This is a genomic window from Roseibium sp. RKSG952 (assembly GCF_009711355.1).
This window is the reverse complement of the sequence record NZ_SMMF01000958.1, coordinates 193138-216423: the sequence shown is the minus strand read 5'-3', so window position 1 is coordinate 216423 and position 23286 is coordinate 193138. Positions and strand designations below refer to the sequence as shown.

22 protein-coding genes and 1 tRNA gene are annotated in these 23286 nt (G+C 54.8%); 8 read left to right on the top strand and 15 right to left on the bottom strand.

Annotation, left to right across the window (positions count from 1 at the left end; translation table 11 throughout):
• Window positions 1-108: 108 nt before the first annotated feature.
• The 4 genes from E1297_RS40065 to E1297_RS40050 all read right to left on the bottom strand — a co-directional run bounded on the left by E1297_RS40065 (window position 109) and on the right by E1297_RS40050 (window position 2229).
• Window positions 109-393 (bottom strand): hypothetical protein, encoded by a 285-nt coding sequence (locus tag E1297_RS40065; protein WP_155148199.1) that lies wholly within the window; start codon window positions 391-393, stop codon window positions 109-111.
• A gap of 38 nt (window positions 394-431) precedes the next feature.
• Window positions 432-1115 (bottom strand): PspA/IM30 family protein, encoded by a 684-nt coding sequence (locus E1297_RS40060; protein ID WP_155148198.1) that lies wholly within the window; start codon window positions 1113-1115, stop codon window positions 432-434.
• 92 nt (window positions 1116-1207) lie between these two features.
• Window positions 1208-1798, bottom strand: a complete 591-nt coding sequence (locus tag E1297_RS40055) for a TetR/AcrR family transcriptional regulator (RefSeq protein ID WP_155148196.1) — start codon at window positions 1796-1798, stop codon at window positions 1208-1210.
• 56 nt (window positions 1799-1854) lie between these two features.
• Complete coding sequence (locus tag E1297_RS40050; RefSeq protein WP_155148194.1) at window positions 1855-2229, bottom strand: hypothetical protein; 375 nt, start codon at window positions 2227-2229, stop codon at window positions 1855-1857.
• Between the two features lie 47 nt (window positions 2230-2276).
• Here E1297_RS40050 and E1297_RS40045 point away from each other — a divergent pair, with 47 nt between their 5' ends.
• Window positions 2277-3077, top strand: a complete 801-nt coding sequence (locus tag E1297_RS40045) for an alpha/beta fold hydrolase (protein ID WP_209016282.1) — start codon at window positions 2277-2279, stop codon at window positions 3075-3077.
• Here the strand turns inward: E1297_RS40045 and E1297_RS40040 are convergent, their stop codons facing one another.
• The 6 genes from E1297_RS40040 to E1297_RS40015 all read right to left on the bottom strand — a co-directional run bounded on the left by E1297_RS40040 (window position 3078) and on the right by E1297_RS40015 (window position 11949).
• Window positions 3078-3284: a hypothetical protein gene (locus tag E1297_RS40040; protein WP_209016281.1), complete on the bottom strand. Its 207-nt coding sequence runs from the start codon at window positions 3282-3284 to the stop codon at window positions 3078-3080.
• A gap of 70 nt (window positions 3285-3354) precedes the next feature.
• Window positions 3355-3747 carry a rhodanese-like domain-containing protein gene (locus E1297_RS40035; RefSeq protein ID WP_155148191.1) on the bottom strand — a complete coding sequence of 131 codons (393 nt, stop codon included), beginning with the start codon at window positions 3745-3747 and terminating at the stop codon, window positions 3355-3357.
• A gap of 81 nt (window positions 3748-3828) precedes the next feature.
• The gene (locus E1297_RS40030) at window positions 3829-5169 is read right to left on the bottom strand and encodes an HlyD family type I secretion periplasmic adaptor subunit (RefSeq protein ID WP_155148189.1); all 1341 of its coding nucleotides are present in this window, start codon (window positions 5167-5169) and stop codon (window positions 3829-3831) included.
• 13 nt (window positions 5170-5182) lie between these two features.
• Window positions 5183-7306: a type I secretion system permease/ATPase gene (locus E1297_RS40025; RefSeq protein ID WP_244328055.1), complete on the bottom strand. Its 2124-nt coding sequence runs from the start codon at window positions 7304-7306 to the stop codon at window positions 5183-5185.
• Between the two features lie 202 nt (window positions 7307-7508).
• Window positions 7509-9461, bottom strand: a complete 1953-nt coding sequence (locus E1297_RS40020; protein WP_155148185.1) for a type I secretion protein — start codon at window positions 9459-9461, stop codon at window positions 7509-7511.
• Between the two features lie 130 nt (window positions 9462-9591).
• Window positions 9592-11949 (bottom strand): hypothetical protein, encoded by a 2358-nt coding sequence (locus tag E1297_RS40015; protein ID WP_155148183.1) that lies wholly within the window; start codon window positions 11947-11949, stop codon window positions 9592-9594.
• A 613-nt stretch (window positions 11950-12562) separates the two neighbouring features.
• On the opposite strand from E1297_RS40015, the gene E1297_RS40010 reads away from it, so the two are divergent.
• Together E1297_RS40010 and E1297_RS40005 are read left to right on the top strand one after the other, a co-directional pair.
• On the top strand, window positions 12563-13330 hold the full coding sequence (locus E1297_RS40010; RefSeq protein ID WP_155148181.1) for a response regulator transcription factor: 768 nt from the start codon (window positions 12563-12565) through the stop codon (window positions 13328-13330).
• Window positions 13323-13820 (top strand): hypothetical protein, encoded by a 498-nt coding sequence (locus E1297_RS40005; protein WP_170335371.1) that lies wholly within the window; start codon window positions 13323-13325, stop codon window positions 13818-13820. Before E1297_RS40010 ends, E1297_RS40005 begins: the two co-directional genes overlap by 8 nt.
• Window positions 13821-13828: 8 nt before the next feature.
• Here E1297_RS40005 and E1297_RS40000 read toward each other — a convergent pair.
• The 4 genes from E1297_RS40000 to E1297_RS39985 all read right to left on the bottom strand — a co-directional run bounded on the left by E1297_RS40000 (window position 13829) and on the right by E1297_RS39985 (window position 17287).
• A tRNA-Leu gene (locus tag E1297_RS40000) sits at window positions 13829-13914 on the bottom strand.
• A gap of 336 nt (window positions 13915-14250) precedes the next feature.
• A complete protein-coding gene (locus tag E1297_RS39995) occupies window positions 14251-15282 on the bottom strand; it encodes an ABC transporter substrate-binding protein (RefSeq protein WP_155148180.1) in 1032 nt (343 codons plus the stop codon).
• Window positions 15255-16625 carry a sensor histidine kinase gene (locus E1297_RS39990; protein WP_209016280.1) on the bottom strand — a complete coding sequence of 457 codons (1371 nt, stop codon included), beginning with the start codon at window positions 16623-16625 and terminating at the stop codon, window positions 15255-15257. The genes E1297_RS39995 and E1297_RS39990 overlap by 28 nt, the downstream gene beginning before the upstream one ends.
• The gene (locus tag E1297_RS39985; RefSeq protein WP_155148178.1) at window positions 16622-17287 is read right to left on the bottom strand and encodes a response regulator transcription factor; all 666 of its coding nucleotides are present in this window, start codon (window positions 17285-17287) and stop codon (window positions 16622-16624) included. Before E1297_RS39985 ends, E1297_RS39990 begins: the two co-directional genes overlap by 4 nt.
• Window positions 17288-17384: 97 nt before the next feature.
• Between E1297_RS39985 and E1297_RS39980 the strand changes: the two genes are divergently transcribed.
• Genes E1297_RS39980 through E1297_RS39960 form a run of 5 tightly spaced genes read left to right on the top strand, consistent with a single transcriptional unit; the run spans window position 17385 to window position 21950 of the window.
• Complete coding sequence (locus E1297_RS39980; RefSeq protein WP_155148176.1) at window positions 17385-18350, top strand: tripartite tricarboxylate transporter substrate binding protein; 966 nt, start codon at window positions 17385-17387, stop codon at window positions 18348-18350.
• Window positions 18350-18790 (top strand): tripartite tricarboxylate transporter TctB family protein, encoded by a 441-nt coding sequence (locus E1297_RS39975; RefSeq protein ID WP_155148174.1) that lies wholly within the window; start codon window positions 18350-18352, stop codon window positions 18788-18790. Before E1297_RS39980 ends, E1297_RS39975 begins: the two co-directional genes overlap by 1 nt.
• Window positions 18791-18799: 9 nt before the next feature.
• Window positions 18800-20305, top strand: coding sequence for a tripartite tricarboxylate transporter permease (locus E1297_RS39970; protein ID WP_155148172.1), 1506 nt, complete (start codon window positions 18800-18802; stop codon window positions 20303-20305).
• Entirely contained in the window at window positions 20305-21654 is a 1350-nt protein-coding gene (locus E1297_RS39965) for an acyclic terpene utilization AtuA family protein (RefSeq protein ID WP_155148170.1), read from the top strand. Before E1297_RS39970 ends, E1297_RS39965 begins: the two co-directional genes overlap by 1 nt.
• Entirely contained in the window at window positions 21651-21950 is a 300-nt protein-coding gene (locus E1297_RS39960) for a DUF4387 family protein (protein ID WP_155148168.1), read from the top strand. The genes E1297_RS39965 and E1297_RS39960 overlap by 4 nt, the downstream gene beginning before the upstream one ends.
• 571 nt (window positions 21951-22521) lie before the next feature.
• Here the strand turns inward: E1297_RS39960 and E1297_RS39955 are convergent.
• Window positions 22522-23214, bottom strand: a complete 693-nt coding sequence (locus E1297_RS39955; protein ID WP_155148166.1) for an MOSC domain-containing protein — start codon at window positions 23212-23214, stop codon at window positions 22522-22524.
• Window positions 23215-23286: the final 72 nt, after the last annotated feature.

Here is a 23286-nt window from a genome sequence, read left to right as displayed (position 1 = left end):
AACGCTTCCCTATATATCCAAACCTGTAAGGGTTACGAACAATCAAAGAAAACGGCGCCACTCCGGCGCCGTTTTTTTTGTTCTTGGGGTATTGATCAGAGCTTCGGGTCAAACGTCGGAGGTCGGGTCCTTCAGAACGTCTTCCAGCAGCTTCTCGTTGCGCGCTTCTTCAATCCGATTGATGCGGTCCTCTGCCGAACGTGCGTCAAAGCGATACTTAACCACGTTGATCAGGCTCAGCGTCAGCAGAACGATGCCCATGCCCCAATAGCCTTTGGTTGCCAAAGGAACTTCCGTGGACAGGTACAGCGAAATTCCCAGCAACGCGTAGGCGACAACAACGCCAGCACCGTTCAGCATCAGGATCAGGCCGTTTTCATTTTGATGAGTCATTTGAATTCTCCGTTTTCAGTATGAGTTGATTGAAAGACTTAGTCGTTCGATTTTGATTTGAGGCGAGCCAGTACATCGGCGGCGGTGGACCGGGTCTTTGGCCCGTACCCTGCCTCTTCCATGCGCTCGGCAACGTTGGTGTGATCCAGCCCCGCGTCGATTTCCCGCAGGATTTCCGACTGTTCGAACGGATCGTCCTGTTGCATTACGCGATTGATCAGGCCTTCCGCTTCATCGATTGGGCTTTCACCACCCAGATGACGGTTCAATCGCTTCTGCAAACCCTGCTCTCGCTTGACTGCACGCGCCGAGATTGCCCCCTGCTTGAGATCCAGAATGCGGCGGTTCGCAGCCTCGACGGTCTGGCGCAACTGCAGAACCCGGGTTTCCAGCCGATCAACGGTTTGTGTGCGGATGGTTTTTTCATTTTCCAGATCCGCCACAGCCTGAGCCGCACTTTGCACCATGTCCTGACGACCATCGGCCAAAGCCTGCTCAGCCCGCGCCATCAAATCGTCGATGCGGCTTTGCAGCACATCCACCTGCCGCGCTTCGTTACGCTTTCTTTGGATCAGACTGGCGAGTGTCAGTTTCGCTGCCTTCAGATTTTGGTCCGCTTCGCGGATCTTCTGGTCGATCAATTCAATCGAGTAAGTGTCGCGCAGGCGGTCTTCGGCCCGGGCATTTGCACCGTTTATCAAGGTCTTCAATGTACCGAACATGCGTTCCTCCAATTCATGAACATCGTTCACAATTTGGATGTAGCAAACACGTGAACATCGTTCAAGTATTTTCTTGAACGATGTTCAGGAAACTATTTGTTTCCAATTCGTGAAAGAACCTGCGTGATCATCCGTTCGATCTGTTCCGGAGGTACTCCGGATATCCGGTTTTCCAAACCAAGGGTCACGATCCCGTGCACCGACGAAAACAACGCACGTGTCATCAGTTCGCGCTCAACATTGTCATATTCGGGAAACAACTGCCCCACCGGTTCTGCAATAAATGCAAACAGGCCTTTGAGCGCGTTGCGATACCAATCAGGTACTGGACCATCCTCTGACATCTGCAGATCAAAAAGCGCGCGCCAGAGCAATGTGTTTTGATCCGCAAAATGAAGATAGGCCGTACTCATGACAATCAGCCGCTGAACGGGTTCTTCACTGCCATCAAAGGAACCGCTTACAGCCTCACCCAGGCGTTTGAACGTACGGCCGTTCACGGCCATCACGATGGCATTCAGATCATCGAAGACGTTATAGATCGCACCCAAGGCACACCCGGCATCTTTGGCAAGATCCCGTGCCCTCAGATCCGAGATTCCATCACGCGCGATACGAATCTCAGCCGCTTCGGTCAGCTTTTCGCGCAACTGCTCGCGTCTGATCTGGGATTTGGATGACATGCCGCCCTCAACCTTGAACTTTGTTCACAAGGATGCGGATAGGCCGAAAGATATGGTCAGATCAACCCGCGCCACCACAGAAAAACAAGCAGCAGTGTCGTCAGCGCCAGCATGTTGAAAGCCAGACTGCCGAGCAATCCAAGGAACCAACCCCATCTACGATCAGCCAGATTGATGGCTCGCAAATGCGTCTGAACGTCATGAGAAGCCTGTTCCAACCTTGGGGTATCCAGTGTCAGGCGCAGTTTGGGGTGTTCCGACATCTGTTCGGCCCCGGCCAGTAGCATGGCCTGCTTGTAGATTTTGCGCGGAAGACGCCGTTTGGCACGCCTCACCGAAGCCGCCAATGTCTTGTCACGCACCCCAAGCTTTTTGCGCAGCAAAACGATCGTCTCAGCGATCTGGGTCTGAATATCGGTTTCCTGCGACATGAGGTGCCTCCTGTCAGGTCTTTTAACCTCGCCCACAAGTGCCGACAATGGGGCTGGTTGTTCCGCTCGGCGGCAGGTATCACGAAACCATGCTGAACACGATCATTCATGGCGAACCAACAGATCGCCCGCCCTTGATTATCGCTCATGGTCTTTATGGATCGGCCCGCAACTGGGGCGTTATTGCCCGCCGCCTTTCTGATGAGCGTCAGGTCGTAGCGGTTGATATGCGCAACCATGCCTACAGCATGTGGAACAGCCACCATGACTATCCTCACCTGGCACAGGATTTGGCCGAAGTGATTGAGAGCATTGGCGGCAAAGCGGACGTAATCGGCCATTCGATGGGCGGAAAAGCGGCAATGACGCTGGCTCTGCAGCACGGGGCATTAGTGAATAAACTGGTGGTCGCCGACATTGCCCCGGTCAGCTACGGTCATAGCCAAATACAATATATCAAAGCGATGCGCGCCGTGGACATGTCTCGCTTAGAGCGTCGATCAGACGTCGAAGCACAACTGGCAGAGCTTGGTGTTGAAAAGGCACTGCAGAGTTTCTTCACGCAGTCACTGGATGTCTCTGGTAAGCGATGGAGATTGAATCTGGATGTCCTGGCGGACCAGATGCCGAACATCATGGGATTTCCGGAAATCGACACCTCATGGAGCGGGCCTGTGCTGTTTCTGTCAGGTGCCGATTCAGACTATGTGATGCCCGAACATCGCGAGACTATCCGGGCACTGTTCCCAAATGCGCGGTTTGCCAAAATTCCCGGCGCAGGCCATTGGCTTCACGCCGAGAAACCAAGAGAATTCGAAGCAGCTGTCAGGACATTCCTGAACGCCTGATCAGGATGCATTACCCTGATACAGGCGTCGCGCAACAAGCCATGAGACCGGTGCAGCCACCACAAAGCCGACGGCCGCGGCTGAAACAATAGCCATGGTCGAAACCAATCCGGCCGACAGAACTGCGATAACGGCAGACCCGGCAAGTGCGGTTGAAATCAGTGAGTATAGTATGGCTGCGAGGCGTATCATGGTCAGTTGTCCCATTGCTTGACTTCTGACCATCACATTAGAACCTGCGAATACATCTGGCTTTGATTTGTATCAGATCGAAACGCTACATCCCTGCATCGACAGGCCCGATGATCTCGCCGCCAGCATTGGCCCAGTCCGAAAAACCGCCAAGGTTGTAGACCTTTTCATACCCCATGTCTTTCAATAGCTTGCCGGCCAGCGCAGCCCGTCCACCCGAAGCACAATGCAGAATGATTGGACGATCTTTACGCAATTCCGGATCATGGGACTGCACATTTGGATCGGCCCGAAACTCCAACATCCCACGTGGAATATGATGAGAACCGACAGCCCTGCCCGTCCGTTCGAGTTCGGGCGCATCGCGAATATCCAGCAACAGCCCACCTTGCGCCAACAAATCCCTTGCCTTGGAAATATCGATGCGTTCGACGACCGCATTGGCGGCTTCCATCATGTCTTTGACTGTCAGTGGCATGTCCTGCTCTCCCAATTGGATTCGCGAGATGCTAACATGCCGTTTTTTGAAGGTGTAGCTGTTGTAAGCCTACAGGTCGGACTAATGCTCGCGGAATGCACGTGACATACTGTCGACCACCGGTTTGGCGATATAGGCGGCAAAGGTCCGTTCTTCGGTCTGGATCATGATCTCGGCCGGCATCCCTGGCGTTGGGACAAAGCCGCGAACCCGTTCCATCTCATCCGGAGTTAGCGAAATGCGTGCCAGATACACTTCCTGCGGAACCCCTGCGGCCTCCTCCAGTAATGCGTCTGCTGAAACATAGAAGACCTCGCCACTCAGCACAGGGGTTGTGCGCTGGTTCAACGCAACAAGACGGACGGTGGCATTTTGCCCTGTGACAACACTGTCGATTTCTGTACGCGGAATTTGTGCTTCGATGATCAGTGGCGCATCGGCTGGCAGGATCTCTGCAATCTGCTCACCCGTTTCGATAACACCACCGGGCGTGTGGTAATGAAGCCGCACAACAGTTCCGGTAACCGGTGCCCGAACCACGGCACGATCCAGAACACTACGCGCCTGTCGTGCTTTTTCCCGCACACTCTCAAGATCGGCTTCGATCACGCCCAGCTCATCCAGTGCCGCCTCTCTGTAAGCTGATCGGGTACGCGAAATCTGTTCTTCGTACTTCAGCAGCATCTGATTCACCTCGGCTGTTTCGGCCTTTAGCCGCGCGAGTTGTCCATCGGCCTCGGCCTGAACGCGACGGATCGTGTTCAGATCACCTTTGCGGACCAAACCCTTTTCGAACAGCGAGTTCTTTGTGTCGTATTCCTCCTGAAGGATATCCTGGCGCCGCTGCATACTGCTAAGCTGTGCCTCGAACCCGCTTGCGCGAATTTTAAGGGCTTCCATGTTTCGCTCTAGTAAAGCGATGTCGTTCAAAAGTGTCTTGCGTGAGACTTCAAAGCTCAGGCGCTGGCTGTCAAGAATGGTCATGACCTCCACATCATCAGAGGCTTCAACAAGATCATTTGAGAAGGTCAATTTCTCTTGCTCGCCATACTCAGCCAACAGGCGTTCCACCATCGCTTGCAGACGTATTTTACGAATGAACAGTTCGCGTTCATTGGCCTCAGCCGAAGTCTGATCAAGTGTCATAAGTATCTGACCAGCTTGTACTGCCTCTCCTTCGGTAACCAGAATATCCTCGATAATCCCACCTTCCAGATGCTGAACGATCTTGTTGCGACCCGTGGCGACAAAGCTTCCCTGGGCAATTACGGCCGCCGCGAGCGGTGCACGAAATGACCAGACACCAAAGCCACCAAAACAAACGATCAACATTATGATCCCGATGAAGACCAATCTGTTTATTGATCTCGGCACCTCAGAATACCAGACAGCGGAGTCTTCAACTCGAACCAGTTCGTTCATCTTCTCCCCCTGTCTATCCTTGAATTTCCGGCTGCTTACGCGGACCGTTCAGTTGCTGCAGAACCTGTTCACGATGGCCAAACAAGGCCACTCGCCCGTCTGTCAGAAGCATGATCTTGTCCACCACATTTAACAGCGTCGGTTTTTGCGTGATTACCACGACTGTGATCTGGCTTTCTTTGGCCTGTTCGATAGCCTTGGCCAGCGCCTTGTCACCGGCGACGTCCAAGTTCGAGTTCGGCTCGTCCAGGACGACCATACGCGGGTTCCCGAAAAACGCTCGAGCCAGTGCGATGCGTTGTTTTTGGCCGCCCGACAGCGGCGTCCCATCAGCAGCTACAACGGTCTCATATCCCTGCGGCAAGGTGGCGATCATGTTGTGAACATCGGCAAGCACAGCTGCGTCGTGAATCTGCTCATCAGTCGCATCATTGCGCATTCGGCCGATGTTATCCTTGATCGTCCCCGGGAACAGCTGCACATCCTGCGGAAGATATCCGATGCTTTCGCCAAACTGCCGCGGATCCCAGTTGCGGATATCCATCAGATCCAACCGGACACTGCCTGACGTGGGCAGGATCGACCCAACCAGAGTTTTACCCAATGTCGTCTTTCCTGCGCCGGAATTGCCAATAATCGCGAGCGTTTCACCCGGATTCAGTGAAAACGAAATTCCATTCAGAACGACCCGCTTGGTACCACCTGGCACGTAGAGCAGGCGTTCGACATCCAGCCGACCTTCAGGGCGCGGCAGACGCAGTTTTTCGAATTGCAGCGCCGAGTTTTTCAGCAATGCATTGATCCGATCGAAAGCACCCCGCGTGAGCAGGAAATTGTTCCATCCCTCAATCGATCCTTCGATCGGGGCAAACGCTCGTCCTGCAATGATTGAGGCAGCGATGACCATACCGCCCGTTATCTCGCCCTGAAGCGCAAGGAATGCGCCCCAGCCCAGAATTCCGATCTGGGTCAGCAGACGTACTGCACGCGAAATCGCCGCAAAGATAACGTTACGATCCTGCGCTTTCACCTGCCACGTCAGAGACTGGGCCGTGTCCCGCCCCCAGATACGAACAGCTTCGGGTATCATGGCCAGCGCGTTGATGATCTGGCTGTTGCGTGACATTGAATCCAGATGCTGGTTCGCCAGCGATTGCGCCATGTTGGCCTTGGCAAACGGTTTGGCTGTCATTTTCTGATTGATCAGCGCAATGATCATCAACAGCAATGCTGTAAAAATGACGATCATTCCAAGTTGAGGATGAACGAGAAAGATCATCAGGATGAATAGCGGCGCAAAGGGGACATCCAGAAATGAAATCAGAGTGCCCGACACGAGAAATCCGCGTACCTGCTGCAAATCACCCAGAGTCTGATATTCACGGCCCGTTCCGTGCAAAGACGCGTGCGCCGCTGCGCTCAGGATCGGAGCGCCAAGTCGGGCCGCGACCTCAACAGCGGTGCGCATCAGCATGAAGCGGCGTACGGCATCAAAAGCCGATTGGAATATCACAGCTCCTGCCACAATCGCGGTCAGCATGATCAGAGTATCCAGCGATCGGCTGGTCAGAACACGGTCACTGATCTGGAACAGGTAGATCGGGATCGCAAGGATCAGGACATTGGTTGCGCAAGTAAGAACCAGAACAAACGCCAGGTTCCGCCAGATTGCCCGCATTGAGGTGCGCAACGTCCGTTGAAAATCCTCGGGCGGAGTGCGCTTGTGAAAGGTTTGGGGTGGCCCTTTGCCATCACCACCGCCCGTTTCGGTGCGGGGCAAAGGCTGATTTGCTTTGGCCTCGATAGTGGTGCCTATGCGATCCGTTCCAGCCGACTGGGACGAGGGGGTCATACGCGCAGTCGGTTGTTCCACGGCCTTCGGATCGGGGCTGTCGGCATCGGCCACCCCATTGTCGCCGCCCGCCATTTCAGTATTGGGCGCGGGCTGCGACGGTCCGCGCCGAAGGGGAGGTTCGGCGCTTGATCGTGAGTTCGTCGCAATTACTTTCTCTTCTAATTCAGTAGCCGCATTCGGCGACTCAGGCTCATGAGCCTCGATAGTTTCCTGAACCTTATCGGGCTCAGGTTTCCTTTCATCGCAGGTCGATGCTGACAGGGTCTGCTCCGTTTCTGGCAAGCGCATCTCCCGCGTCAGCCTCAGCCTGGACTTTCTGAACTTGAGTTTCGATTGATCGGTCTGATTAACCAGATCGCAGGCTCTGAGAGTTAATGGTCCGCCTCCACCGTGCCGATCCAGCGGGCTGGCATATCGGGTACGGCGCGACGAAAAAACGATCGACATAAATAAACCTTCCGGTCACTCGTAACAAACAGGGAAGTCAGACCAGCATGCTTTGCAGGCCATCATCGGGACTTAGCATTTCTGAAGGTGTCAGTTGTGGACCCTGAGTGCCCATTCCTGCCTGACCAGCAACACCGGCGCTTTCCTCCATCAGCAGAGCGATTGCCTCATTTGCGAGCTCCTCGCTTTCCTCATTTTCGGGCATTTCGATCAAACTGGCCTGATGCAGCAGCAGATCCGAATACGTGCCCCCGGCCGCCATAACAGTCGAGTCGACTCCGATCTTGGTGATATTTGCTGCATTCAGCATTGCGTTGCTTCCGGAAAGAACCTCGGTTTCTGCGCCGTTTGGACCAGCCAGATGAACATCATCCTGATCTGCAAGCATTGTGACCTGTTCCACGATATTAACTTGCAGCAGATTGCCGTCGATCTTGAGAACGCGCATCTGTTCCATTCCCGCAAACATGGGATCGTTCAGCAGTGCTTCCTCAAGGGCGGCGAGATCCATATCACTCAGGGCCATGGCCTCAGTGAGGTTATCGTTCAGCTCTCCTTCGCTGTCCTCTCCAATTGTGGTCAAAGAGGCCTGGTTCATGACCAGATTGTCGTCTCCGCCACCAGTGCCAGCTGCCATGCCGCCGGTTACGACGTCGTCATCCATCAAGACCAATGTCTGGAACAACATATCGACCGAGATCATGTCGCCACCGATCATGATCAGATCATAAAAACTTCCCAGTTGGATCAGGTCCGAGACGTTGACCATCTCGTTGTCACCCATCGCATATAACGTTGAAGCCGCTGAGATTTCGGTCTGAATATGATCAATATCCGTGGCATCGATCATCTGTTTTACAAAATTTGCCACGACCAGATCGCCATGTATCCAATCCACTGACAGGAATGAGGGTTGCTCTGCGTCGTCAGTACTCTGGGCCAGCCAGGGCGCGGCCTTGGCTTCGACTTCGATCTGAGCGGATTGGACCACATTGGTCCCCGAGCCACTCCCCACATTGCCCTGATCCATATCTGAAACAACGGCTACTTGACTGACCATCGTGAGACTAATGGCCTGCCCGCCAACGGCGATAAACGGAGCGTCGACCCAAGCAACATTTGCCGCGACCTCGTTAATTGCCAAATTGCCTCCGACGATCACAGTATGACCATCGTCAAACTCCGGGTCCTCGGACTGATCCCACTCATCAGGCAGATGTGCGGTTGCTTCCGCTTCTGCATCCTCTTCCGGTTGATGATGCTCTGGCAGAAGTTCCGACCAGACCGGTGCCTCTTCGACATGCTCTCCATTTACGATGATACCCATGGCGTCACCGCCATGGAACTGATGTATGGTGACACCCTCGACATCCGAATTCATCGGTGTCTGCATCTGCTCGGCCAATCCCTCGACATAGTCAGATGACATGTAGTCGGAAATCGCCAGCGAAGGTGCCGACATGGCGTGCAGAGACAGAGCCATGTCCAGAGCTTCCTCTGCCTCGGCAATCATTGTCTCTGTATCTCTGAAATCTCCCTGCCCAACGATATCGTTGTCGCTCAGGGTCAGCGTCTGCATTGTGTAGGTTACAGCAGATCCGTGTGTTCCGATTTCCGGTTGCTGCTGAATGATCACAAAATCCAGATTACCGGACTGGCCTAATTGATTGTCAGGGACCAGCTGCCCTTCCGCCGCCGGCTCGCCTAGCACTATGATGGTCTCCTTGACCGGTCCATCGACCGGGGGCGGTAATACCGGCTCTGCAGGTGGGGTCTTGAAACGGTAGGGAAGAGGATCGTACTCGCCCGGATCAAGCTTCAAATCTGCCTTGACCCGTATCGTAATCGGATCTTCCAGCTCTTCGACTTCGGCCTTACGCCTGAGTGCGGTGAACTCTTCGTACTGATCCCTTAGGCGGGCTTGTTCAATTGTTAGCTCAAAAGTTCCAACAAAATGTGCAATCGTTTCTGTAACACTGTCGAGTGCCATATCGATTATCCCTATCACCCTGCCCGGCAGAAAATTTCCGGTTTAGGCTTGGTTGGGCCGAGGCCGCAAAACGGCCCCGGCGTTTTCGTAGAACAGAAACGGGGACCGCAATACGGTCCCCGATATTTGATTATGCTTCGGTGTCGTCGCTCGAGTAAGTCGAAGTCATCGAGCCACCAACCATGGTCGTGTCAACCGAGTTACCAAGCACGTTGGCACCCATGACGATCGACTGGTTGAATGCTGACGTATCAACTACCGCAGCTGCCGAGGCGTAGGATTCTCCGGTCACGATACCGTCGCCACCGTTGTTGGAACCCCACGTACCACCGTTACCGCCAGCGCCGCCGTCACCCGAATAGGCGCCTGCCGCGCTGCCACCGGTAATCGTGCCACCCATGGTATCGCCGGATGTGGCTGTTCCCATAGCCGAGCCGCTGGTTCCGCCAGTTGCCGTTGCTGCGCCACCGGCACCACCTGCACCAGTATTGGCCGCGCCTGTCGCGCTACCGGAACCGGTCGAGTTGGCGTCGTTGTCGCTGTTTGCTGCGCCACCGTATCCGGCGATCGCTTCGGCGAGACTATCGGCAGAACCATCGGTTGCAGATTCGGCAAACACGTCAGCTGCGCCACCCGCACCGGCAGTATTGGCTGCATCCGCAGAACCACCACCGCTACCGGTCGAAGTTGCTGTCGGCGTTGTCGTACCGCCTGCGCCACCTGCGCCTTCGGCTGTAGACGTGCCGCTACCAGACCCGTTTGCCGCACCGTTTGCAGCGTTCGAACCACCGGCACCGCCAGCTGAATCAGCCGTTTGCGGGTTATTTGCCGCGCCACTGATAGCACCTGGGTTCTGACCGATATTCGGGCCACTTGCCGATTGATCGCCAACACCCTGCGCACCGGAGTTCGCAGCTGAATTACCGCCAGTACCTGGACCGCCGGATCCCGCGCCACCGCTTCCGGCACCGCCAGTTCCTGCACCACCAGTACCTGTGCCACCAGTTCCTGAGCCGCCGGTACCTGGGTTATTGCCAGAAGTTCCGCCGCCACCGGTTGTGGCATCAGAGGATCCCGCATTCGCGCCAAGGCTATCTGCGATTTCCTGGTTCAACGCGGCGACTGCCGCTTCAACCATACCCGAGAATCCGCCGGAACCATCACCACCGGTGCCGCCACCGCCAGTACCGCCGCCGCCGGAACCCGAACCACCTGAGCCCGAACCGCCGGAACCGGATCCACCGGAACCACTTGCGCCACTACCAGCGGAGCTTCCTGCTGCGCCTGAGGCACCATTGCTGCCAGCTGTCGCATCATTGGCTTCGTTTGTACCCGTGCTGTTGTTCGTCGCGGAGCCAGAATTCGACGAGCCAGAGTTTCCTCCGTTTGAGCCTGCTGCGTCAGTGTCATTTCCAGCCAAACCAAGGCCAGCTGCCAGCGAACCCGAGGCGTTTTCACCGCCATTCGCATTGCCTTCGGCATTTGAACCAGACAGACCCAGTCCTAGACCAAGGCCAAACGAATCCGCACTGCCGCCATTACCGCCAGTACCCTGACCGCTAGCGCTCGAGGTGCCGGTATTGTTGGCACTTGATGTGCTGTTGGCGTTTCCGCCGTTACCTGCAGTGCTATCGCCACTGGCTTCTGCGCCGGACAGCCCCAGACCCAAGCTGGTGTTGTTGGCATTACCCGAGCTGGCACCATTGCCACCTTGTGCGCCTGCACCTGCGTTACCGGTGTGACCACCAAGGGCAAACGCATTGCTACCATTGGTTTCCGAAGCTGCTGCTCCACCATAGCTGGTGCCGCCGGCGCCGGAGTTACCGCCATCTGCCGATGAGCCAATGCCCTCTTCCGCATGTGCGGTGCCGCCATTGGCGTTACCGTTCTGATTGAAATCGGCATTGTTGGATACGGTCGGTGAATCCAGAGTGTCATCGTCACTCAGATTTGCCAGTTGATTGTTGACTGATGACATATCGTTTCCGTCACCATCCAACGAGATATCCAGGTTCATGTCATCACCTGGATCGTAGCTCAGGTCGCGACCTGCGGTAATTACGTCACCGATTGACGCTGAATCACCAATGTCCAGATCGACCTGGTCATCATCGCGCGGGATCCATTCACCTTCACCGAAATCGATGTTGATGCTGTTCGAGATAGTGTTGCTGTCATCACCACCATTGACGTTCGACTGCTGCTGGCCTTGTTGCTGGCCCTGCTGCTGAGCCTGACCCTGGTCCTGATCCTGACCTTGGTCCTGACCCTGCTCATTCGCGACTTCGGTCGCCTGAGCCTGAGCCTGGTTTTGCTCATCCTGGTTGTCGTTGGTGTTTTCTACAGTCTGACCCTGCTGCTGAGCGTTCAGATTGGCCTCGATTGAAGCTTCGTCAACCTGAAATTCGGCATCAACGTCCGCGTCAAGGTTTTCGACATTAATTTCGTCAACGGTCGTTACATTTGTATTATTAACATTGCGTCGCATAACAATTATCCATTTTTGATGCGCCAGACCGCCATTCATCTACAAAGCGATATTTGGCACGGTTGAAACAGAATTTGGCATCCACCCGCGAAACTTGCGCATGTCTGCGGCCTTGTCTTTCAGCTAGATTTGTTGTCACCCCCCTTTCTCGGCTAAGCCGATTACGTGACCACTCAAATTCACGCGGAAATACGCGGGCCGCAGACACGTCAGGTACAAGTAAACTTCACGAATTGAAGCCCTGTCATGGTTGCAGCAGATTTGTGGGATGAATAGATAACCGAAAGTACTACTTCCTCTATTAAATTGTTTTTATTATATAATATTGAAAAATACCTGCCGCACTTCGGAGAATGTCATTCGCATGAAGTCTCATTATGACTACAGCAGGAAAATATGATTTTTCCGGGGGTTAAACCTAAGAAACTGAAATTCAGCCTATACAAAAGTTCTAATTTTGGATCGCTTTTAGCAACAATCTGTTGCTGAAATTGGAACTTTCGGGTATGGTTCCGGGTAATTTTATTGAGTCTGTAATAGTTTCGCACCACAAAAAAATGCCGCCAATTTTGGGCGCAAGAATTGGTGCAGTTTGTTAGTGGGGGAAAGGAAAATGAGCATTTCTATGCAAAACAGTATTCCTTGCAAAATTGAAAGTGCTGATGATCTGTCAATAATCTTCATTGGGAAAGAATTATTCTATTCAAATCAAACCCTAAGAAGCGTTCAAAATGAATTCGGAGTTGTAGCCTATCGCAGCGACAGCCTTGATGCGGTGAAAGCTCCGGCCAGCTTTGCCTCAAAATCCGGGAAGGTTCTGGTCGTTGATCAGATGAACCTCGAAGACCTGTTGAACAGGCCATCCGAGTACAAGCAAGCCGTACCTTCTGGGTGTCTTGCCTTTGCATATCGCAAAGACGATTCGGCCCGTTTTCTTTTCGAACACTGGGATCGTGGACGATATGGCGACATCGGATACCTGCCGATGAACGTAGCTCCAGATGTGTGGCGTGCGATATTGCGTCTGCTGATGCATGAGGAACTGTATTTGCCAAGTTTCCTGGCCGATTGCGTTCTTCGCTCACCCTCTGAGTCGCGCAACCGTGGCCGAGCATCTCCGAAACAACCAGATGCGCCCCCATCAAGCAGAAAGAACCCTCTTTATTCAAAGCTCACTCGGCGAGAGAAACAAGTGCTGCGCCTGGTGTCTCAGGGGAAAAGCAACAAGACGATTGCGGCCAAGCTGGGGATCACGGAGCACACCGTAAAACTCCATATGCACAATGTGTCAGGGAAAATCGGTGTCAACAATCGCACGGCCGCTGCACATTTCTACTTTGAGGTCGCGCCAGAAGAGGCGCAGCAGATATCTTGTGACTGACGACTTCGAAACCAAATTTGACCGTCTGATCCTGCTCGTCGGGCGGCTAAATTACATGTGGACCAATACCGAAAGCCTGCTCATTCATCTGATCGCTGGCTTGAGCGGAACCAACAAAGACGTCGCGGTGATCATTTTCCTGACTCTGAACACTACACGTGCGCGTATAGACTTGGTCGAGCGTCTGGCAAAAATGGAAGGACGACCCGAAGAGGTTCGCGACCCCATCCTGGAACACACTCAACGCCTGACAAAGCTTTCTGGGATACGAAACAAGTATAACCACTGCATATATTCGTTCGATCAGGAAAGCGGGAACCCAAAGACAATTCTGATGCGCATCGCCGACCGTAAAACCGACATCAAGCTAGGGCGCGAAGACACCGTAGATGACAACGCTCTGCAAGAAATCGAAGACGTGGTTGCACAGCTGTCAAAGGCCAATCGAGATATCTGGAAACTGATTTCTCAGCTTGGCTATCCGGTTTAGCTCAAGCTTGGTGCGGGCGGTGGGACTCGAACCCACACGGCACTAAGGCCTTCGGATTTTAAGTCCGATATGTCTACCATTCCATCACGCCCGCACATCACCAAAAGCCTGATACGGCAATTCTGACAGTGATTTGTGGAATGCTTACTACCAACGAAAGTGATTGAAAAGGCGTTGTCGGTCTAACTTTGTCTAAGAAAACAAAGTTATTTTAGTATCACCGTTCAGCGCCACGACACATTCATGCCTGATCCGGGTCTCAACAAGTTTTTTGGCGCGATTTTGTTTGCGTGCTGCCATCTGAACTGCAACAGAATCTGCCGACTAAGCGGCATACGAACAGTAGATAACACGCCCTGCTATCCCGGCCCGCCACAGTTCAGAATCCTGTATCCACGTAGGCTGAACATTCATCTTCTCGCAAAGTTCGTTATTCCTGAAACAGGGAACTTTCCCAGTTTTTCAGAAAGTTATCTCGTCTGATCTTGTCCAAAAACACCAGCAGTCCGGGACCAAATCGGATAGGGCGTAGTGCGGTGTTATCTCGAAGCACTGATGGATTGATCGCGGGCAGACCGGATGCAAGCACGAGGTCCGGGTTTTGGCCGAACACCAGTAAAAAATCGATGAACTTGCTCGCGTCTTCAGGGTTAAGAGAAGTCTCGGGGATCAGCGCGGTCCGCAACATGACATTCACGTAGTCTTCGAATTCTATGATCTGGAAGCCATCGACGCCGCTTTGCTGCGAACTCGCGTAGCTGCCCAGCACGTTATACGCCAATGCCAGCTCTCCGTTTGCCACATCCCGGATCATATCGCCGGAACAGCAATAGAGCTTGGCATCCAGCCTGCCCATCACCTCCATAAGCCGCCAGAACGACTCGCTGTTACGACTGTCCTGCGTGGCCATCAGATAACCGAAACCCGATTGCCGCACGTCGTATGTACCAATGCGCCCCTGAAAAAGCTCGGGGTTCTCACGCAACAGCGCGATCAGCTGGTCGCGACTGCGTGGGGCATCTCCATCCGGGAAAAAGGCGTCTGACACGACCAAAACGGCGGGCTCTTGCGTAAACGCGAAGATCTGATTTCGCCAGCTTGCCCATTCAGGCAGGTGGTCGGTTTCGGCATCATCGTAGTTCTGGGCGAAACCGTCATTGGCGAGTTTGGTCTGAAGGTCCATCGCCGAAGAGATAGCGAGGTCAAACACTGCCTCTTCCTCGGCAATTGCCTGCATCAAACTAGTCGTGCCGGTGATCGTATATTCGACCTTCACCCCCGGGTGCTGTGCCTGAAAAGCCGCAATGATAGGCTCGAAGGCTTCGCGGTCCGCAGTAGAGATGATCCGCAGAACAGACCCTTCATTGGCTGCGGGATAGGTGATGTGATCCTCAACTTCAAACGCGAGGACTGCACGTGACACCCACAACAGGATCAGCGCGGTAACAGCAGCGATACGCATGCGCCTGGACCCTCCTTGTTTGAACTGATGGAAAGTCTTCCACCATGTACCTGTGCGACATCGGCGGCAATGGTCAGGCCAAGTCCCGAACCGACGACATCCCCGACATTGGCACCTCTTTTATATCGACTGACCAGACGCGACAGATCGGTATCTGCAAACCCGCGCCCTTCGTCGGTCACAGCAATACTTGTTTCTGCACCCTCAACCACCGAAACTGTAATGTCGCTGTCTGCCGGAGAATACTTGATAGCGTTGTCCAGAATATTCATCACCGCCGCCTGCAAAAGAATACGGTCGCCCTGAAACGAAACCGCATGATCGGGCAAATTGCGATGGATGACGATGTCTTTCAGGTCAGCGGTCGGATCCAGCCTGTCACAGGTCTCCTCGACCACTGCATTCAGGTCCAGTTCCTCTCGCAAAAGGCTGTCAGCGCGAAAAGTGACCATGGCGTGATCCAGCATCTGCCCGGCAGATCGTGCGCTTTCGTCGATGGCCCGGATCATCTCGCGGATAGCTTGCTTGTGTTCCGGTTTGCGTAGCTTCAAATGAGTGACTTCAGCCTGCGCCCGCACCGTAGCAAGAGGCGTACGAACCCGGTGTGCCGCCTCGGCGATAAAATCCTCGGTACGCAAAAGAGAGGCTCGTAGGCGCCCCATAAAGCTGTTGAGCGCCTCAACCAGCGGCAACAGTTCACGCGGAGTCTCGGCCGTCACCGGGCGCAAATCCTTGGGGCCCCTGCGGGTAACGGCCCCGGTCAAACGATTGATCGGTGCGAGAGCCGATCCCGCCGCCCACAAACTGAGTGCAGTCGCTAGCACAAAGAAACCGGCGCCAATACCAGTCGCGAGTGTGGTGATCCGCCGGGAAATCGTCTCCAGACCTTCCCGGGTTTGCGCAACGGTTACAAACGCTTGCGCCCGGTTCGCCTCACTGCCCATGGGGCGCAACAAGGTTACAGAACGAATTTCGTCTCCTCGAAACATAAGAGTTTCGAACACCGGCTCACCCGGTTGTGGCTGGGCTGCCGGAACCGGAAGATCATCATATCCTGTCAGCGTTTGCCCCGAGACGGCAACGCGATAAAACACGCGATCCTGCCCCACGGTTCCCAGCATTGAGAGTGACGAGTAGGGCAAATCCAGCGTGACGCCACCACCCTCATTCCGCAGGCTGTCGGCCATCGCGATCGCCGAGGCTGCGAGAACCTGATCCTGAGTTCCCTCCGCCGCGCGTTCGGCAACACCGCGGACGACAAAAAAGAACGTCAGAGACAGTAGCGCAGCAACACCTGCAAGTTGAAAGAACAGGCGGCGGCGTATCGAGGCATGAAACTTCACGCAGCTACAATCCGGTAGCCAAGACCCCGCACCGTTTCAATTGTTGCACCCGAACCTTCCAACCGCTTGCGCAATCGGCCCACATAGACTTCGATCGCATTCTCGCTGGCTTCGTCAGACAATGAAAACAGCCGGTCCAGCAGATAGGACTTGGAAAACACCTGACCCGGGGCATTGAAGAACACCTCCAACAGGCGAAGCTCTCGATTTCTTAAAGCCACAGATTTACCCGCGAACCGCAACTCGCCGGCGGTAGAATCAAGCACTGTGCTTTCAAAGCTTCGTTGGTTGACCGCTACGCCACCCTGCCGTCGAAGAACGGCGCGGCAGCGGGCCTGAAGCTCGGAAAAATCGAAGGGTTTTGTGATGTAGTCATCGGCACCGAGGTCCAGCAATCCGACCCGGTCGGACACCGCTGAACGCGCGGTAATCACGATGACCGGGGTTCGATTTGCGGCCTTGCGATGCTGGGCAAGAAAATCGCGACCGTCACCATCTGGCAGCATAATATCCAATAAAATCAAATCGTAATCTGCAACCGCAATACATGTTGAAGCATCATCCAGCGACTCGGCATGATCGACGGCATGACCATCCAGATGCAGCCGCTCTGCGATGGCATGCGCCAGTTTCAGATTGTCCTCGATCAGAAGGAGCCGCATCGGCGACCTTTTTTAAAGCATGACAGGTTGGTGTCAGGTTTGAGCGTTTCGATTGAGCATGAACGAGACAAATCGATGTGTCAAACGGGAGGAAAACATGACAAATCGTATGTTCAAGGCGCTGGCTGCCAGCGTCTTTTTGGGTGTGAGCGCCACGGCTGGACACGCCGCTGAATGCATCGCACCGGCCAACCCTGGTGGTGGCTGGGACTTCACCTGCCGTCAAATTGGCAAGATCATGCACGATATCGGTGCAGTCGATAAACCGATCCAGGTGACCAACATGGCCGGTGCTGGTGGTGGTCTGGCCTATAACCATGTCGTATCTGAGCGGAACGATGACGATGACCTCATCGTCGCGGCCTCTTCGGCAACAACCACCCGTCTGGCTCAGAATGCCTATGCTGGTATGACAGCGGATCAGGTTCGGTTTGTCGGAGCTATCGGCGCCGATCCGGGCGTGATCGTTGTTGCCAACGACAGCCCCTATCAGTCGCTGAACGATCTGGTTGACGCGATCAAGGCCAACCCGGGCGAGCTGGCCTTTGCAGGTGGTTCGGCCGTCGGCGGCTTTGACCATCTGAAGCCGTTGATGATCCTGCAGCGTTCTGGGGTCGATGATGTTCAGGCTATCAAATACATCGGTGTGGACGGGGGCGCAGACGCGATCACCCAGACGGTTGGTGGATTTACCGCGGCAATGTCCGGCGATATGTCCGAGATTGTTGGCTTCTTGAAATCCGGCGACGTGCGCGCCCTAGCGGTTCTGACCGAAGAACGCGTGCCCGGCTTTGATGACATTCCGACAGCCAAGGAACAGGGGATCGATGTGGTCGCCGTAAACTGGCGCGGCATGTATGTGCCCAAAGGTGTCAGCGACGAGACCTTTAACATGTGGGCCGAACGCCTGCAGCAGGTTGCTGACAGCCCCGAATGGAGCGAAGCCATGGCTGCCAACGGCCTTGCACCGTTTACCCTGGTCGGCGCCGACTTCCAGAACTACGTGAATGACGTGGTTGCGGAGATCAACACCCTGTCCAAGGAAATCGGGGTAATTCAATAATGGTATCTGACCGCATCTTCGGAGCGGTCGTGACCCTGGTGTCGCTGGCATATGTTGCCAGCGCCACTCAGATCCAGACCAGCTTCTTGGCCGATCCTGTCGGCCCTCGCACTTTCCCGATCCTCGTCGGCTCGATCGCCGCCTTTTGTGGAATTCTGGTGGCGCTACGCCCGGATGAAGACCCCGAGTGGCCCGCGTTGCAAACCCTTGGGGCTCTGGCCATCGCCGTCGCGGTTCTGGTCGGCTATGCCTACGCACTGAAACCGCTGGGCTTTCTGCTGCCAACAGCAATCACGGCTGCGATCCTGAGCTATCAGATCAGCCCGCGTATTGGCCCTGCAGCGATCGCCGGTGTCGGTCTGTCAGTCGGACTGTTCGCAATATTCAAGTTCGCGCTTGGCCTTGGCCTTGTCGCCCTGCCTGCCGTGATGCACGGCTGAGGTTACCCCATGGATCTCTTTGCAAATCTCGCAACGGGCTTTGGCATAGCCCTAAGCCCATTCACCCTGATGCTGGCCGTTTTCGGCTGTTTCATCGGAACCATTATCGGAGCGCTTCCGGGCCTTGGTCCGTCAAATGGCGTCGCGATCCTGATCCCGCTTACGTTCTCGATGGGACTGGATGCCACCAGTGCACTGGTGCTGATGACCGCAGTTTACTATGGCGCCATGTATGGCGGCCGGATCAGTTCGATCCTGCTGAACATTCCGGGCGACGAACCGGCGCTGATGACGACGCTGGATGGTTATCCGATGGCCAAGGCCGGACGGGCGGGCGACGCGCTGGTCATATCCGGTGTGGCTTCGTTCACCGGCGCTTTTCTGTCGACCATCGGCCTGATGCTGCTGGCCCCAATGCTGGCGCAAGTCGCCTTCAAATTCGGACCGGCAGAGTACTTTGCGCTATACCTTCTGGCCTTCGCAACTCTTGGCGGCATCGCCTCGAACAATCAGGCCAAGGCGGCGATTGCGTCGTGCATTGGTCTGGGCATCGCCATGATCGGAGTGGACAACAACTCGGGCCTGCCGCGCCTGTCTTTTGGCAATATGCACCTGTTTGATGGCATCGACTTTCTGGTCGCCATCGTTGGTCTGTTCGCCATTGCCGAGGTGTTCTTCTTTATCGAAAGCCATGGCAAAAACACCTCGATCGGCGTGAAGCTCGACAAGGTTACGGTTCCGTGGAAGGAAATCTGGTCCACCAAGATGACCCAGCTTCGCGGGTCGGTGATCGGGTTTATTGCCGGCATCTTGCCCGGTGCAGGTGCCTCGCTTGGCTCATTCCTTGCCTACATGACCGAAAAGTCGGTTGCCGGCGAAGAGGGCAAGTTCGGAACAGGCGTTGCCAGAGGTGTTGCGGCACCTGAGGCGGGGAACAACGCCGCTGCGGGTGGCGCTCTGGTTCCGATGTTGACCTTGGGCGTTCCCGGGTCCGGAACCACCGCTGTTCTGCTGGCGCTTTTGATGACACTCAACATCACACCAGGTCCGACCCTGTTTACAGAACGGCCCGAAGTGGTCTGGGGGCTGATCGCCTCACTGTTGATTGCCAACTTTGTGCTGTTGTTGATGAACGTTCCTATGGTGAAGATCTTCGTAAAGATCCTGAGCGTTCCGCCCTGGATTCTGCTGCCAGGTGTCACCATGGTCAGCTTTGTAGGCATCTACTCGCTGTCCGGCAGCTATTTCGATCTGTTGCTGATGGTAGGTTTTGGTGTGCTGGGCTGGATTCTGCGAAAGCTGGATGTGCCTACGGTGCCGATCATTCTGGGCATCCTGCTGGGTGGTCATATGGAAGATAGCCTACGCCGCGCCATGGTGCTGTCGGATGGTGACTGGACCTATCTGTTCAGCTCAGGCATCGCGATCACGCTATGGGTTGTTGCCGTGCTTGGTTTCGTTGCTCCGATGTTCCTGCGCAACGTTCTGAAGAAACCGCAAAGGATCACCGACTGATGGTTAAGGTTCTCATCCCCTGCGGTGCGCTTGGGCTTGGTTATGATCCGGCTGCACTTGCTCGGGGCATCACTCAGAAACCTGATATCATTGCAATCGATGGGGGGTCCACTGACAGTGGACCCCACTACCTTGGAACGGGGACGTCGAAATACTCGCGCGGGTCCACCAAGGCTGAATGGCGAGAGCTAATGGCGGCTCGGGCCACGGCCGGCGTACCGCTGGTCATTGGCACTGCCGGGACATGCGGTGCAGATGACGCAGTAGATTGGCTGGTCGATATCACGCGCGAGATCGCAGCGGAGACAGGCGAACATCTTAAACTGGCCATCCTCAAGAGTGGGCAAAACCCGCAAGAGATGGCACAGGCCTTCCGCGAAGGTCGGATCAGCGCCCTTCCCGCTGCGCCGGAAATTGACGAGGAAACCTTTGCCGCGTGCAGTAACATTGTGGCACTTGCAGGGGCCGAGCAGGTTCAGGCCGCTCTGGACACAGGGGCCGATATTGTTATAGCCGGTCGCACGACAGACACCGCGATCATTTCGGCGCTGCCATTGGCACGTGGTTGCCACGCCGGAGGCGCATGGCACGGCGCCAAGATCGGTGAATGCGGTGCGCTGGCCACAACCAGCCCGAATTCAGGCACCATCCTGATCGAGTTCGACACGACCGGATTTACAGTGACACCAATGGGTGCCGAGGCACGTGCTACGCCGCACACGGTTTCCGCCCATATGCTCTATGAAAACTCCGACCCCTACATCCTTCATGAACCCGGGGGTTATCTCGATGTGACGAAGGCAAAATACGACGCGATCGATGACCGTCAGGTAAGGGTCGAAGGCAGCATCTGGGTCGAAAGTCCCGACTACACGGTCAAGCTGGAGGGCGCGAAACTGGCCGGTTATCAGACCGTTTCTCTCGCGCTAGTGCGTGACCCGCGATACGTTGCCCATATCCAAGAGTGGTGTAACGATATTCAATCGCGCTGCACTTCAAAGGCCAAAGAGCGTCTGGATGGAGATTTCACTATCGAACTTCGGCGTATCGGGGAAAACGCAACACTGGGTGCGTTGGAACCCGACGGTGTAACGGGAACTGAAGTGGGTGTTCTGGGCATTGTAACCGCTGAGTCAGAGACCCTGAGCAGCGAAGTTGCTAAGATGCTGAACCCATATCTTTTGCATCACCCGCTGACTGAACAGGAAGAAATGCCAACCTTCGCATTTCCCTTTTCACCTGCCGAAATGTCACGAGGCAAAATCTACGAATTCTGCATCAATCACGTTCTGAATCTGGACGACCCGATGCAGGCATTCAGCCTTCAGGTCGAGGAGATCGGCGGATGAGCAAGCTTGGAGACATCGTTTACAAGGTACGGTCCAAAAACGCGGGTCCGTTCTGGCTGACCATAGATGTTTTCTGTGGTTCGCCTGAGGTGTTCCAGCGTGTCAGCAACGGTCTCGACACCGATGTACTGGCATCCTGTCTGCAATCTGACGCCGATACCCTGAAGCGTTTCGACATAGCTGATCTGAATGTAGTGAAGATCAGCATACCGCGTCCCGCGATTCAGGGGACCGTATATGACCGGGATATGCACGGGGCATCATTTGCTCAGATCATTAGCCAGATTGAAATCTGAACTCCGCAAAACGCCTTCCTCTGTTTGTGGAGCGATTTCCAGCCCCATACTAGTGTCCGCAAACGGCAGCGATGTGGGTTGCGACCGCGGCATCCGGAGCACCAGTCAAAGTGGACTGGTCGTCAATTGCCGCACTGGCCAAGCGGCTTGATAGACGAAAGTCATGTAAGGGCTCAAACGGCCTGTCCGGGGTCACCCCAAGACTGGTTGGGCTGAGCCGCTGCTACTGTTTGGTAGCGGCTTAGTCCGTATGATGCTTGAATAGAATTGGCGAGCCGCGGTCCTAACGCCCGGAATACGCAGTTCGCAACTTGCTGCATTCGCAAAATCTTAAGGGTTAATGGAGGTTAGCAAAGGGCTTAGATTACCCGTCTATACCTGCACAAAACGTCCGCTCTGAACCCCGACGTAACCAATGCAGAAAGTGGAGCAAATAGCGGGGAAGTACAGAAATCGGATATTGAATGTGAGGCTTATCGCTCAAATATCCTGATCATCCTCGCTTCACGTCGCAACGAGAGAGAGCGACCGCCAGCTGGCGTGTATACTTCAGCTCCTCCTACTCCGTCTTTCATCCTTCCAGCCGTTTGCTCTGATCTTCCAGCAGGTTTCCGGATACCATTTTCGCAAATGCTTGGCGCCATCCATCCGCCAGTTCTGGCATCAAAGCTAGGGTTTCCGCTTCGCCTTGTGAGGTCTGTCTGGATAATCGTGCCAAAGTAACTCGCTTTACGGTCCAATCAGGTTGCGGGCGCTCCAAAACTGTCACCTCATCGCCAGCACCCGCCGCACCGTGATCCAAAACTCGGTAGTACCAACCCGTGCGGCCAGTCTTTTGAAACCGATAGGCCATGCGCTTGTTATTGGTATATTCGGACACTTTCCAACAAGGTTGACGGCCTTGGCTGATCTGAACGGTCGCGCTTCCCAGCTTCAATATATCGCCTATGCAGAGGGTGTCTTCCGTCAGGCCACGGGTCGCAATATTCTCGCCGAACGCCGCTGGAATTGTGCCGTCGGGAATCTCTCCTTCCGCAATCCAGAGCGGATAATGATCTGTTGCATAGTGATGAATAGCTTTATCGCGGCCGCCATGGTGTTTTAGATCTGCTTGCGCATCGCCCGTGAAACCTAATTCGTCAATCTTCTGCCGCCCATCGACAGTAGATTTGCCAATGGCGGAAGGCGGCCGGCCCTGCCAACGTTCTCGAACCTTGCCTAAAAACACTCCGTCAATCACGACCGTTGGGAATTTGGCAATCATACGCGCACCTGTTCAAGCAAAAAATCGGATTTTCATCTTTTCTGTAGTTAGCTGGTGCCGCGAAGCGTGCAA

Coding starts and splice junctions, on each gene's coding strand:
- E1297_RS40015 (WP_155148183.1), bottom strand. CDS start 11,949: ATGCGACGCAATGTTAATAATACAAATGTAACGACCGTTGACGAAATT.
- E1297_RS40065 (WP_155148199.1), bottom strand. CDS start 393: ATGACTCATCAAAATGAAAACGGCCTGATCCTGATGCTGAACGGTGCT.
- E1297_RS39970 (WP_155148172.1), top strand. CDS start 18,800: ATGGATCTCTTTGCAAATCTCGCAACGGGCTTTGGCATAGCCCTAAGC.
- E1297_RS39975 (WP_155148174.1), top strand. CDS start 18,350: ATGGTATCTGACCGCATCTTCGGAGCGGTCGTGACCCTGGTGTCGCTG.
- E1297_RS40055 (WP_155148196.1), bottom strand. CDS start 1,798: ATGTCATCCAAATCCCAGATCAGACGCGAGCAGTTGCGCGAAAAGCTG.
- E1297_RS40040 (WP_209016281.1), bottom strand. CDS start 3,284: ATGGGACAACTGACCATGATACGCCTCGCAGCCATACTATACTCACTG.
- E1297_RS39995 (WP_155148180.1), bottom strand. CDS start 15,282: ATGCGTATCGCTGCTGTTACCGCGCTGATCCTGTTGTGGGTGTCACGT.
- E1297_RS40020 (WP_155148185.1), bottom strand. CDS start 9,461: ATGGCACTCGACAGTGTTACAGAAACGATTGCACATTTTGTTGGAACT.
- E1297_RS40060 (WP_155148198.1), bottom strand. CDS start 1,115: ATGTTCGGTACATTGAAGACCTTGATAAACGGTGCAAATGCCCGGGCC.
- E1297_RS40035 (WP_155148191.1), bottom strand. CDS start 3,747: ATGCCACTGACAGTCAAAGACATGATGGAAGCCGCCAATGCGGTCGTC.
- E1297_RS39965 (WP_155148170.1), top strand. CDS start 20,305: ATGGTTAAGGTTCTCATCCCCTGCGGTGCGCTTGGGCTTGGTTATGAT.
- E1297_RS40050 (WP_155148194.1), bottom strand. CDS start 2,229: ATGTCGCAGGAAACCGATATTCAGACCCAGATCGCTGAGACGATCGTT.
- E1297_RS39980 (WP_155148176.1), top strand. CDS start 17,385: ATGACAAATCGTATGTTCAAGGCGCTGGCTGCCAGCGTCTTTTTGGGT.
- E1297_RS40010 (WP_155148181.1), top strand. CDS start 12,563: ATGAGCATTTCTATGCAAAACAGTATTCCTTGCAAAATTGAAAGTGCT.
- E1297_RS39955 (WP_155148166.1), bottom strand. CDS start 23,214: ATGATTGCCAAATTCCCAACGGTCGTGATTGACGGAGTGTTTTTAGGC.
- E1297_RS40030 (WP_155148189.1), bottom strand. CDS start 5,169: ATGAACGAACTGGTTCGAGTTGAAGACTCCGCTGTCTGGTATTCTGAG.
- E1297_RS39985 (WP_155148178.1), bottom strand. CDS start 17,287: ATGCGGCTCCTTCTGATCGAGGACAATCTGAAACTGGCGCATGCCATC.
- E1297_RS40045 (WP_209016282.1), top strand. CDS start 2,277: ATGGGGCTGGTTGTTCCGCTCGGCGGCAGGTATCACGAAACCATGCTG.
- E1297_RS39960 (WP_155148168.1), top strand. CDS start 21,651: ATGAGCAAGCTTGGAGACATCGTTTACAAGGTACGGTCCAAAAACGCG.